The following is a 12,158-nucleotide window of genomic DNA, read 5'->3' on the forward strand; positions in this document are numbered from 1 at the left end:
ATGGGGAAAAAAAAACAGGAGGTCCGAGACCCCCCTCCCACCCCCCCCCCTACGCCACCCCCACACAAAGCCCCCCCCCCCCCCGTCCTAAGCTCGGGGGGGCGCCGGGCGGCCGGGCCCAGCTCGGCGACGTGGCGCGCAGGCTGCGCGGCGGCGAGCTCGGCTCGTTGCCGGCTGCCCTGGGCCTGGTGGTGATCTGGGTCGTCTTCCAGTCGCTGGACAGCCAGTTCCTCTCGCCACGCAACCTGTCCAACCTCGGCGTGGACATCGTCGGCCCGGGCCTGATCGCGGTCGGCCTGGTCTTCGTCCTGCTGATCGGCGAGGTGGACCTGTCGCTGGGGGCGGTCAGCGGGCTCGCGGCGGCCGTCTTCGCCGTGCTGAACGTGAACCAGGGCCTGCCGGAGTGGCTGGCGATCGTCGCCGCGCTGCTGGTCGGGGCCGCGATCGGGCTGGCCCAGGGGTTCCTCTTCGCCCGGATCGGCGTTCCGGCGTTCGTCGTCACGCTGGCCGGGCTGCTGATCTGGAACGGCCTGATGCTCAACGTCCTCGGCGCGAGCGGCACCATCAACCTGCACGACCAGGGCCTGGTCCCGGCGCTGACCGACCGCTACTTCACCGCGCCGGCCGTCGGGTACGGGCTGGCGGCGCTCGGCACGGTGGCGTTCTTCCTCGCCTCCTACCACGACGGACGGCGGCGCCGGGCCGCCGAAGTGCCGGCCCGGCCGCTCGGCGAGATCGTCGTGCGCACCGCCGGCGTCGCGGTGATCGCGTTCGTCGCCGCCTACGTGCTGAACCGCTTCGAGGGCCTGCCGCTCGCCCTGCTGATCCTGCTGGCCTTCGTGGTCGGGCTCGACTTCGTGCTGCGCCGCACCCGCTACGGGCGGAAGGTCGTCGCCATCGGCGGTGGCGTCGAGGCGGCCCGCCGCTCGGGTGCCAAGGTGGTCCGGGTGCGGATCTCGGTGTTCGCGGCCTCCGCGACACTGGCCTCGATCGGCGGGCTGTTCCTCGCCTCACGGGTCGCCTCGGTGGGCCAGACCTCGGGCTCCACCAACCTGCTGATCAATGCCATCGCCGCGGCCGTCATCGGCGGGGTGAGCCTGTTCGGCGGGCGCGGCACGACCTGGTCCGCACTGCTCGGCATCCTGGTCATCCAGTCGATCGCCTCGGGCATGGTGCTGCTGGGCATCCAGCCGGCCGTGCAGTCCATGGTCACCGGAGGCGTGCTGCTGGCCGCGGTGATCCTCGACTCCCTGTCGCGCCGCTCGCAGCGGGCGCACGGCCGGGCCTGACCACGCGAGGCTCAGTGCCGCTCCCCGGCCGGGTGGTGGATCCTGCCGAGGTGGTGCCCGGGGTGGGCCTCGGCCGGACGGTGGATGGCGATCAGGGCGGCGTCGTCGCCAAGGCGTCCGCCGGCGTGCGCCAGCAGGTCGCGCCGGACGTGGTGCAGCAACGTCTCGGGCGGGCACTCGGACCACTGGGCAGCGCGCTCCGCGAAGGGGTAGAAGTCACCGTTGCGGTCCCGGGCCTCGACCACGCCGTCGGTGAAGAGCAGCAGGGTGTCACCGACCTCGAAGGAGAACATGTCGAGGGTGTAGCCCGCCGCCCCCATCTCGCCCACGCCGAGCGGCGGCGCGGGGTGGATGCTCGGCACGGTCACCACGTGGCCCGGACTGAGCAGCAGCGGCGGGAGATGCCCGCAGCTGGTCAGCTGGGTCACGCCGCCCTCGTCCGGGATCCTGACCAGCAGGGCGGTGACGAAACGCTCGTCGGCGTCACCCTCCGCGTCGACGGACTCCGCCGTGTAGCGCCGGACACTGCTGTCCAGCGAGGCGGCCAGCGCGGGCAGCGTGGCCTGCTGGTGGGCGGCCTCGCGGAAGGCGCCGAGCACCAGCGCGGCCTCGCCGATGGCCGCCAGGCCCTTGCCCCGGACGTCGCCGATCAGCACCAGGGCGCCCCGGTCGGTGCGGGTGGCCGCGTACAGGTCGCCGCCGATCTGGGCCTCGTCCTCGGCCGCGATGTACAGGCAGGCGATCCAGAGCGGCCCGATCCGGTCCGGCAACGGCCACAGCAGCACGTGCTGCGCGGCCTCGGCGACCGACCGCACCTGCGCCAGCTGGCGTTTGTGCCGGTCACGGACCCCGCAGAAGAAGACGATCAGGGCCGAGAGCACCGCGAGCGCGATGAGCTGCACCACCACGGTCCGCGACACCAGCATGCCGTAGTGGAAGCCGATGAAGGCCTGGCCCAGCACAGCGAGGAAGCCGATCAGCCCCGTGAGCCGGGGGCCGGCGAAGGAGGCGGTGATCGCGGGCGCGATGACCAGCAGCGGGCCAAGATGCACGTCGACCGGGGAGAAGACATCGCCGGCGGTGATCACCACAATGAGCACGAGTGGTATCGCCACCAGCGCACAGCTCGATCGCCACAGCTGCCCGTCGCCGGACAGGCGCCGCACAGGGCTCATTTCTCCACTGTGCACCCTTGTCCGGCCGCAGACGAATCCAGCGGCACGGGGCTGGCCAGGCGGCGCGCGGGACTGGTAGGACAGCGGTATGCCACCCGGTTCCGTGTCCGACCCACGCGCTGTGCCCGCCCGGTCCCGCTACGACGCCGTGATCGTGGGCGGCGGGCACAACGGGCTGGTCGCCGCCGCCTACCTGGCCCGGGCCGGCCGGAGCGTGCTGGTGCTGGAACGGCTGGACCGGATCGGCGGCGCGACGGTGTCCACCGAGGCCTTCCCGGGCCTGCCGGCGCGACTGTCGCGTTACTCCTACCTGGTGAGCCTGCTGCCCCGGAAGATCGTCGAGGAGCTGGGGCTGCGCTACACCGCGCGGCGCCGGCGGATCTCCTCCTACACCCCGGTCGAGCGGGCGGGCCGGCCGACCGGACTGCTGGTGGACTCCGGCGACGCTGCCAGGACCGCCGCCGAATTCCGTGAACTGACCGGCTCCGAGCGGGAGTTCACTGCCTGGCAGGAGTTCTACGGGATGACCCGGCGGGTGGCCGAGCGGATCTTCCCCACGCTCACCGAACCGCTGCCCGACCGGGCCGAGCTGCGCCGGCGGCTCGACGATCCGGCGGCCTGGGAGGCGCTCTTCGAGCGGCCGCTCGGGGAGGCCGTGGAGCGCGCCTTCACGGACGACCTGGTCCGCGGCGTGGTGTTGACCGACGCGCTGATCGGCACCTTCAGCCACCCGCACGACCCCTCGCTGCGGCAGAACCGCTGCTTCCTCTACCACGTGATCGGCAACGGGACCGGCGACTGGGACGTACCGGTGGGCGGCATGGGCGCGCTCACCGGCGCGCTGGTCGAGGCGGCTCGGGCCGCCGGGGCGGAGCTGCGCACCGGCTGCGAGGTCACCGCGGTGGCCGCCGTCGGCGCCGGCGCGGAGGTGGCGTTCCGCTCGGGCGATCGCGAACTGCGGGTGGGGGCCGGACGGGTGCTGTGCAACGCGGCACCCACCGTGCTGGCCCGACTGCTTGGCGACCCGGTTCCCGAACCCGGCCCGGAGGGCGCCCAGTTGAAGGTCAACATGCTGCTGCGACGGCTGCCCCGGCTGCGCGACGCCAGGGTCGATCCGCGCGAGGCGTTCGCCGGGACCTTCCATGTCGCCGAGTCCTACGACGAGTTGAAGAAGGCCCATGGAACGGCTCTGGCGGGTGGGTTGCCGAACCCGGCACCGGCGGAACTCTACTGCCACTCGCTCACCGATCCGTCGATCCTGGCACCGGAACTCGTCGCGCGGGGCTACCAGACCCTCACCCTGTTCGGGCTGCAACTGCCCGCCCGGCTCTTCACCGCCGATCCGGACGGCGCCCGGGAGGCCGCGCTGCGGGCGGTGACGGCGGCGCTGGACGAGCGGCTGGCCGAGCCGCTGGCGGACTGCCTGGCCGTGGACCGGGAGGGGCGGCCGTGTCTGGAGGTGCGCACGCCACTGGACCTGGAGCGCGAACTCGGGCTGCCCGGCGGCAACATCTTCCACGGCGAGCTGGACTTCCCCTACCGGGACGCGGACGCCCCAGCGGACAGCGTGGCGGACCGCTGGGGTGTGGCAACCCGGCACCCCGCGGTCCTGCTGTGCGGTGCGGGCGCGGCCCGCGGCGGCGGGGTCAGCGGCATCCCCGGGCACAACGCGGCGATGGCGGTGCTGGGGCGCTGAGCGCGGCCATCCGGTTCCGGCCAGTCCGGTGGCCGCGCTGCGACGCCCCGGAGTGGGATGCCATGATGTCTCCGCCATGTCTACCACCACGAAGACCGCCCTCGGTCCGGTCCGCGCCGCCGCCGTCGATCTGCGGCTGCTGCGCGCCCTGCCGTTCGCGACGGTCTGCGTCGTGCTGGCCGTGGCGGGGCACACGATGGCCTCGGGCCGCGCGGTGCCGTGGGACGCGGTGCTGGCGGGGTGGCTCGCCACCTGCGCCGGGGCCGTGGTGGCCGCGCGGCGGGAACGTTCCTTGCCGACGATCACCGGCGGGCTCGCCGCCGGGCAGCTGGGCCTGCACCTGCTGTTCCAGGCCACGCAGTCGGCACCCGGGAGCCGGAGCGCGCCCGGCACGGCGGACCTGGGCAGCATGAGCGGCATGAGCGGCATGCCGGGGATGAGCGGCAGCGGATCCGCGCCCCGGCCGGGCGTGCGGTCCGGACTCGGCGCCCACCCGCTCGGGACGGCCGGGCCGCATGCCGCGCTCTGGTTCCACGCGCTCTGGTTCCACGCGGCCCTCCTCGGGCTGAGCCCCGCGATGCTGGCCGGCCACCTCGCCGCGACCGTCGTGGCGGGGTGGTGGCTGCACCGCGGGGAGGTGGCGCTCTGGCGCCTGGTCCGGCTCACCGCCAAGGCACGGGCGGCCACCTCACACGCCTGCGGCGTCCTGCTCGCCACCCTGCGCGCGCTCTTCGCCGTGCCGCCGACACACGCCGCCGGCGGACTCGGCGCGCCCGGTCCCCGGCCGACCCGACCGGGCGGACGCCCGACCACCCCCGGGCGGCGGCTGCTGCGGCACCACGTGATCAGGCGGGGTCCACCGGTGGCGCCGGCCGTCTGACCGGCGCGAGCGGGCCTCGGTGCCCTGCTCCCGGCGGCGGCCCGGTGACGTCCTGATCACTTCTCTCCTGTTACGGAGCACACCCCCACCATGAGCAAGCCCTCCGCGCGCCGCCTCGCCGCCGCGTCCGCCCTGGCCGCCGCCACCGTGCTGCTGGTCGCCGGCCCCGCCTCCGCGCACGTCACCGTGCAGCCGTCCAGCGTCTCCAAGGACGCCACCGACCAGACCTTCGCCTTCCGGGTCCCCAACGAGGACGACACCGCCAGCACCGTGAAGGTCGAGGTCGACTTCCCCACCGACACCCCGATCCCGTCCGTGCTGGCGGCGGCCGTGCCCGGCTGGACCGACCAGATCCAGACCGTCAAGCTGGCCACCCCGATCCACACCGACGACGGCGACATCACCGACGCCGTCTCGCAGATCGTCTGGACCGGCGGCCAGATCACCCCCGGCCACTACCAGGACTTCACGGTCGACTTCGGCGCCCTGCCGGACGGCACCGACCAGGTGGTCTTCAAGGCCCTGCAGACCTACAGCAACGGCAACGTGGTCCGCTGGATCGACCAGACCAAGCCCGGCCAGCCCGAGCCCGAGCACCCGGCCCCCGTCCTCACCCTCACCGACCCCAGCACCGCCACGGCCAACAGCGCCGCCGCCCCCGCCAAGAGCACCAGCGACGACACCGCCCGCGCACTCGGCATCGCCGGGATCGTGATCGGCGTCCTCGGCACCGCCGCCGGCGTGCTGCTCGGCCGCCGCCGCAACACCGCGCAGTAGCCACCCGACGCCGCTGCGGGGCAGGCCCGTTGGCCCGCCCCGCGGCGGCGCTCACCCGGTACTCGCGCGGAACTCGCTCAGTACTCGCGGGCCGAGGTGTCGTCCACCAGGAACGCCGTCGAGGGCGTGCTCCCGGTCTCGTGCGCGACGAGTTCCAGGCCGATGGTGGTGCCGAACCCGACCTGGTTCAGGTACGGGGTGAGGTCGACCGTCTGCAACCGGTAACCGTTGGTCCGGGTCTGGCTGGTCCAGGTCGCGGCCGTGCCGAGCGGCTGCCTGGTGTACTGGTCGAGCACCACCAGGGAGAGCGTGTCGGGCGAACTCGCCGAGCCGTTGGTCGAGTCGACGTCCAGCCAGAACGAGAAGGTCGCCTGGTGGTAGCCGGGGTAGGTGTCCAGGTACTGGGTGATCGAGTCGTCCTGGCCGGTGTGCTGGCCGAGCCAGGCGTACCAGCTGCCGCTGTGTGCCGCGTGCAGGCTGGACGGGGTGATCAGGTTGTAGCTGGACGGGTTCCAGGCGTCGGTCATCCCGGTGTGGTCGACGTCGGCCGAGCCGTTCTCGAAGCCGGTGTCGATGAGTTGCTCGATGCCGCCGCAGCCGGCGGGCCCGCTGGCGGAGAGGTTCTCCCAGAAGCCGGTGCTCGCGCCGTGGCCGTCCGGGTCACTGGCCGTGACGGTCACCCGCCGGTAGCCCCCGGTGGCGGCTGCCGAACCGGAGATCACGCCGCTCACCGGGTCGATGCTCAGCCCCGGCGGCAGGCCGGTGGCACGGTAGGAGACCGCCGAACCGGCGCCGTCCACCGCGACCGCCGGGATCGAGACCGGCGAGTTCGGCGGGTCGGTCCGGTCGCACATGGTGCTGAGGACGAGTGGCTGGTTCTGGTGGACCGGGTCGGAGGCCATGCAGAGGTGGTCGGCGTTGGACCACAGGGTCTGCAACGGGAACGAGCCGGTGGAGAGGTCCTCGAAGAACAGCCCGCCGTTCGAACCCCGCGGAATCCAGGCGCACTTGTCGGCGATCTCCTGGCCGGTGCCGTCGGTCCAGCCACCCGGGGTGTCGGGGTCGGTGACCGTCTCGGCGTACTCGTGGCCGCCGATGATGCCGTAGCCGTCCAGTCGCCCGCGGGCGGTGTTCTCCCCGAACCAGTTGGTGCCGCAGCCCGGGTTGTCGGTCAGGTAGGGCATGTTGGTGTAGGCGAGCTGGCCGTAGGAGGAGCGCTCGAAGTCGTGCCAGGCGCAGTAGCCGAGCTCCTTCCAGGTGTCCGGGTCGGTGCCCTGCGGCGAGTCGATCACGTACTGGACGTTGCGGTTCTGCGCCTCGGTGGTGTTGCCGAAGTGCTGGGCGGCGGCGGCCGCTTCGGCGCCGAGCTGGGGTTCGCTCGCCGACTGCGGGGCGGGCGCGCCGTTGTCCACCCAGACACCCGCGAGCACGCTGCCGGCCACCGGGTACGGGACGTGCGCGGCGCTCGCCGGGCACTGCACGCTACCGGCCGGGATCCCCTCGCAGTACTGGGTCAGCACCGCACTCCAACCGTCGCCGGCGCTGCCCAGGCCCTTGAAGAAGTCCTGCTGGTAGGGCACCGCCTGGTCGGCGTCGTGCGAAAGCACCACGTCGCCAGTGGAGTTGGTGGACGGGGTGCCCCACTGGGAGCCCCAGACCACCAGGTAGACCTTGGGCGGGCCGATCACCACGCCGGCCGAGTCCTGCCCGCCCTTGTAGGTGACCTGCAGGTCGTACTGGTTCGAGACGTAGCCGCTGTCGGGATCGCCGGTGCCCGGGTCGGCGCCGTCGGCGACCTTCGGCCCGATCCGGTCACCCGCCCGGATCGGCGCCGCGGCGGCCACCGCCCTGGGCGTGGCGGTGGCCGTTCCGGGTGTGCCCGGCTTGACCTGCACCCAGCCGCTGTCCGTGGTCTTCACCCAGCCGTCGGCGGCGGGGTGGGGATCCGCCACCGCCGAGAGCGGGCTGCTGAGCCCGGCGGCGGCCAGCGCGACGACCAGGCCGGTGAACACGGTTCGCCTGCCGCGCCGGAGTAAGCCGGAGAGAAAACTGCCCATACGTCACAGTCCTTCAGGGAAAGGGGAGTTCCTGGCGGACGCAGGCTGCGGCCAGGGCACGCCGGACGACACCGCGGCAGAACGCGGCACACGAGAACGCCGGAGTAAACAGTGCAATGGCATATTGCACTGCGTCGAGCGGGCGCACAAGACTCACCGCGCCCACCGGGCGGTGGACGCGGTGCTGTCGGTGAAGCGGCTCGGACCGCCGCCGCTATTCGGGCCGGCGTCCGCGCGCCATCGCGCGGTTCAGTCCCAGGTTGCTCACCAGCAGGCCGCCGTCGACCGGCAGCGTCACGCCGGTGATCCAGGCGGCGTCGGCGGAGGCCAGGAAGGCGACCGCCGCGGCGATGTCCGCCGGCTCGCCGACCCGCCCCAACGGGTACTCCTCGGCGGCGAGTTTGAGCACCCGGCGGCGGTCCGCCCAGCCCTCGGTGTCGACCGTGCCGGGCGCGACCAGGTTGACCCGGACCCCGCGCGGCGCGCACTCGACGGCCAACGTCCGGGTGAGCGAGGCGAGTCCGGCCTTGGCGGCGCTGTAGGCGTGCAGGCCGAAGTGGCGTTCGCCGTTCACCGAGCCGATGTTGACGATGGCGCCCCGGCCACCGGCGGCGGCCAGGTGCGGCAGCGCGGCCCGGACGCAGCGGTAGGCGCCGTGCAGGGTGACCTCGAAGTCCTGGTACCAGGCGTCGTCGTCGTGCTCCTCGAACCGCTCGGGGCTCGGGTGGCAGGCGTGCGCGTTGTTGACCAGCACCTCCAGGCCGCCGAAGCTCCCGACGGCGTGCGCGACCGCCGCCCCGACCGCGTCCCGACGGGCGACGTCGCAGCCGTACGGTTCCGCCGTGCCACCGTCGGCACGGATGGCGGTGGCCACCCGCTCCGCGCGGGCCGGGTCCCGGTCGGTGACCAGCACCCGGCCGCCCTCCGTCGCGAGGCGCCGCGCCGTGGCCGCCCCTATCCCCCGTCCCGCCCCGGTGATCAGCACGCGGTATCCGTCGAATCGCGCCATGGCGTCACCTTAGGCGGGCGCCCCCGCCGGCCAGGGACCGGCGGGAACCCGATCCGATCAGCCGGACGCACTCAGCGGGACAGGCCGATGATGTGCGCCGTCACCACCGTGCGCCCGCGCACGCAGGTCGCCGGCAGGTATCGCTCGGTGTACGGCGGGGACTGGCAGACCCAGCGCCCCACGTGCACCGGGCCGCCGCCACCGTTGCCCGGGGCCCGACCGGCCCTGAGGTCCGCGTAGTACTGGCGGTAGACGCGCAGCGCGGTGTCGCAGGTCACGTACCCGTGCGGGACGCGGATGGCGGCCTGGTAGCCGCCGGCCGTGGTCAGCTCCCCGCACAGCCCGCCGGTACCGGGCAGCCGCGCACTCGATGGAGACGCCTGGGCAGCGGTGCCCGTACCGGGCGTGGCGGCGGCGGCCGTACCGACACCCGCGGTCAGGAAGGTCGCGAGCAGACCGCCGGCGATCGACAGCGCGGACAGTGCGGCGGACCTGGAGGTCAGCGGTCGACTTCTCATGGCCGGGTCCTCGGATTCTCCTCGGGTTGCGCTCCGGAGTCAGCGGGCGGCTCCGTGACACGGACATCGAGCGCACGGTGGATCCGGACCTTCCGGGAGAGAGTGCCGCGCAGCGCGCCGGTGCTCCCACCGCAGTGACCGCCACCGTCGGGGACAGCCTATGCACTACGACCCGATTCGTCCTGGCAGAGCAACGCCACCCCGAACGGGCCACCGAAAACGCGTCCAGGCCATCACCGCGACGCTCGGGGCGCCGTGGTGATGGCCTGGACGAGAGAGCTACCGGCCGGGGATCAGGGCCGGCTCGCTGCCACCGGCTCAGTACCAGTGGTGGACCTGCCAGAAGGCCCACGCGGCGTTCGGGCTGCCGTAGCGGGTGTTCATGTAGTTGAGGCCCCACTTGATCTGGGTGGCCGCGTTGGTGCGCCAGTCGGCACCGGCGGAGGCCATCTTCGAGCCCGGCAGCGCCTGCACCAGGCCGTAGGCGCCCGAGGAGGCGTTGACGGCGGTGACGTTCCAGCTGCTCTCGTGGAACACGATCTGGCTGAAGGAGGCGAGCTGGTTCGCCGGCACGATCTGCGCGGCGATCTGCTGCGGGGTGGCGGCGCTGGCGGCGGAGGGGGCAACGGCGGTGCCGAGGGCGACGATGCCCGCGGCAGAGGCCAACAGGGCGGCAGACGTGCGAACGCGCTTGGAGAACATGAAGCAAGACCTCAATCAACTGGCTGCGCCGCCGCCCTGGGGGAAGACCGCGAACCGCTCGGGGTCCGCGTGGTCGGGGCGGGGCGCCGGGCACCCAGGAAGGGGGACCTGACGAAGATGTGCCGGAGCGGGGAAGCGCTCCAGCACGTTGACTGGGCCAATTCTTAGCGGCGCCTGGGTGCCCGGCCAAGGCCCCTTGCTACGACGCCACGCCGTAGGACGGCCGCCCTCGGGCGCCGCCCCGGCGGCCGGGGGTACCCGGCCCTCCCCACCCCAAACCTGTTCGTCCAAAAACTTTCGGATCCACCGCGGAGCGCCCCCGACCTGCGCACATCGCGGCCCGCCGGACACGGCGGCGCGGCCCGCCCGACCGGATACCGATGCACCCGTCGTCATGACCCGCGGCGACCCCGGACGATCAACTATCGACCCTCGTAGTCCCCCGGACCATGTGAGGACCCTCACCTGAGGCCATGTCCGATTTGTCATCTTTGGAGGCTTTGATCCCCTGAGTGCCCGCCCGGCGAAATCGCCCGTTTTCCACCCTGCCGCGAACTCTGCCCCCCTCCCGACAACCACCGGACTCCCAGATTCCAAGCGAATACCCGGGGAAATGTGACGCGGCTCTCAGGCTTATCTCAGCAATCGGGAAACCGGACACCTGTTCTCGTCGTCCATGATCTTGTAATGCGCGCACGGGCGAGCGGGACCCGGGCGGCTGGTGACCGGATACGAGAACCCGATGCAGCTGACAGGCACCCCTTTCTTCGTCCTCACGATCGTGCTGTTCGTGGCGTCCATAGGACTGGCCATGCTCCAGTGGGTCCGGGCCGGCGGCTCCCCGGCGAGCGAGGAGCCGGGCCTCCCGGCCGGGATGGGCCGGGCCGCCCGCCGCACCCGGCGCCGGCGCGGCGGGGGAACCGGGCCGCTGCGGACCCTCGGCTTCCTGGGCACCGTGCTGCTCTGCCAGGTCACCGCGGTGACCATGGTCTTCGTCATGGTCAACAACGCGAACCTGCTCTATGACAACTGGGGCGACCTGCTGGGCACCGGGAACCACGTCCGGGCCGTCCCCGCGCCCCCGACGAACCCCAACGCGGGCCTCAAGGCCGACGCCGGACAGGCCAAGGTGATCCAGTCCTTCCACCCCGTGGACGACAGCGCGGTGCCCAAGGACGTCCAGGAGACCGACCTCAAGGGCCGGCTCTCCGGGGTCGACGGCGAGGTCCTGGTGTGGACGCCGCCGCAGTACAACGACCCCGCCTACCAGAACAAGACCTTCCCGGTGGTCGAGCTGCTCGCCGGGTTCCCGGGCTCCTCCAGCGCCTGGTTCGGCAGCATGGACGTCTCCAAGCAGCTCGCGCCGCTGATGACCTCGGGCCAGGTGACCCCGTTCATCCTGGTCTCGCCGCGGGTCACCCTGCTGGGCCGGAACACCGACACCGGCTGCTCGGACGTCCCGGGCAAGGTGAACGCGGAGACCTGGCTGAGCCGGGACGTCCCGCAGATGGTCCTGGACAACTTCCGCACCGACGCCTCTCCCGACCACTGGGCGGTGGCCGGCTACTCGGCGGGCGCGCACTGCGCCAGCAAGCTCGCACTGGCCCACCCGAACATCTACCGCGCCGCGATCAGCATGTCCGGCTACAACGACCCGGCTGCCGAGAGCGACTCGCTGACCGCCAGGGACCCCTCCCTGCGGCAGACCCAGAACCCCCTCTACATCCTGACCCACGCCGCGACCCCACCGAACGTCGCGATCTACGCGACCGGCAAGAAGGGCGACGGCTACGAGGACGCCGTGGCACTCCAGCAGGCGGCGAAGGCACCGACCACCGTGACGCCGGTGGAGAACAACGGTGCGCACCTGGTCTCCACCTGGAAGCCGATGGTGCCCACGGTCTTCGAGTGGCTGAGCAAGATCATCCCGGCCACGCACTGAGCCGTCGGGGGGGGGGGGGGGGGGGGGGGGGGGGGGGGGGGGGCGTGGGGGGGGGGGGGGGGGGCGGGGGGGGGGGGTTTTCTGGCTACCTCCCATCGGTGCGATACGTCACC

Annotated in this window: 10 protein-coding genes; 5 read left to right on the plus strand and 5 right to left on the minus strand. The window is 72.8% G+C overall.

Features of this window, described 5'->3' with window-relative positions; all coding sequences use genetic code 11:
* Positions 1 to 131: 131 nt before the first annotated feature.
* Complete coding sequence (locus ACZ38L_RS01900; RefSeq protein WP_465688274.1) at positions 132 to 1,289, plus strand: sugar ABC transporter permease; 1,158 nt, start codon at positions 132 to 134, stop codon at positions 1,287 to 1,289.
* 11 nt (positions 1,290 to 1,300) lie between these two features.
* Here the strand turns inward: ACZ38L_RS01900 and ACZ38L_RS01905 are convergent, their stop codons facing one another.
* Complete coding sequence (locus ACZ38L_RS01905) at positions 1,301 to 2,464, minus strand: PP2C family protein-serine/threonine phosphatase (RefSeq protein ID WP_465688276.1); 1,164 nt, start codon at positions 2,462 to 2,464, stop codon at positions 1,301 to 1,303.
* Positions 2,465 to 2,585: 121 nt separating this feature from the next.
* On the opposite strand from ACZ38L_RS01905, the gene ACZ38L_RS01910 reads away from it, so the two are divergent.
* The 3 genes from ACZ38L_RS01910 (at position 2,586) to ACZ38L_RS01920 (ending at position 5,817) form a co-directional block, all read left to right on the plus strand.
* Complete coding sequence (locus ACZ38L_RS01910) at positions 2,586 to 4,160, plus strand: phytoene desaturase family protein (RefSeq protein WP_465688435.1); 1,575 nt, start codon at positions 2,586 to 2,588, stop codon at positions 4,158 to 4,160.
* A gap of 76 nt (positions 4,161 to 4,236) precedes the next feature.
* The gene (locus ACZ38L_RS01915; protein ID WP_465688278.1) at positions 4,237 to 5,040 is read left to right on the plus strand and encodes a hypothetical protein; all 804 of its coding nucleotides are present in this window, start codon (positions 4,237 to 4,239) and stop codon (positions 5,038 to 5,040) included.
* A gap of 90 nt (positions 5,041 to 5,130) precedes the next feature.
* A complete protein-coding gene (locus tag ACZ38L_RS01920) occupies positions 5,131 to 5,817 on the plus strand; it encodes a YcnI family copper-binding membrane protein (RefSeq protein ID WP_465688280.1) in 687 nt (228 codons plus the stop codon).
* A gap of 77 nt (positions 5,818 to 5,894) precedes the next feature.
* Here the strand turns inward: ACZ38L_RS01920 and ACZ38L_RS01925 are convergent, their stop codons facing one another.
* From ACZ38L_RS01925 to ACZ38L_RS01940, 4 genes are all read right to left on the minus strand, one after another.
* The gene (locus ACZ38L_RS01925) at positions 5,895 to 7,874 is read right to left on the minus strand and encodes an Ig domain-containing protein (RefSeq protein WP_465688282.1); all 1,980 of its coding nucleotides are present in this window, start codon (positions 7,872 to 7,874) and stop codon (positions 5,895 to 5,897) included.
* A gap of 214 nt (positions 7,875 to 8,088) precedes the next feature.
* The gene (locus ACZ38L_RS01930) at positions 8,089 to 8,883 is read right to left on the minus strand and encodes an SDR family NAD(P)-dependent oxidoreductase (protein ID WP_465688284.1); all 795 of its coding nucleotides are present in this window, start codon (positions 8,881 to 8,883) and stop codon (positions 8,089 to 8,091) included.
* A 71-nt stretch (positions 8,884 to 8,954) separates the two neighbouring features.
* A complete protein-coding gene (locus ACZ38L_RS01935; protein ID WP_465688286.1) occupies positions 8,955 to 9,401 on the minus strand; it encodes a hypothetical protein in 447 nt (148 codons plus the stop codon).
* A gap of 318 nt (positions 9,402 to 9,719) precedes the next feature.
* A complete protein-coding gene (locus ACZ38L_RS01940) occupies positions 9,720 to 10,103 on the minus strand; it encodes an aggregation-promoting factor C-terminal-like domain-containing protein (protein WP_396559711.1) in 384 nt (127 codons plus the stop codon).
* Positions 10,104 to 10,845: 742 nt separating this feature from the next.
* Between ACZ38L_RS01940 and ACZ38L_RS01945 the strand changes: the two genes are divergently transcribed.
* Positions 10,846 to 12,045, plus strand: a complete 1,200-nt coding sequence (locus ACZ38L_RS01945) for an alpha/beta hydrolase (protein ID WP_465688288.1) — start codon at positions 10,846 to 10,848, stop codon at positions 12,043 to 12,045.
* Positions 12,046 to 12,158: the final 113 nt, after the last annotated feature.

The sequence above is a fragment of the Kitasatospora sp. NPDC024654 genome (genome assembly GCF_055559155.1).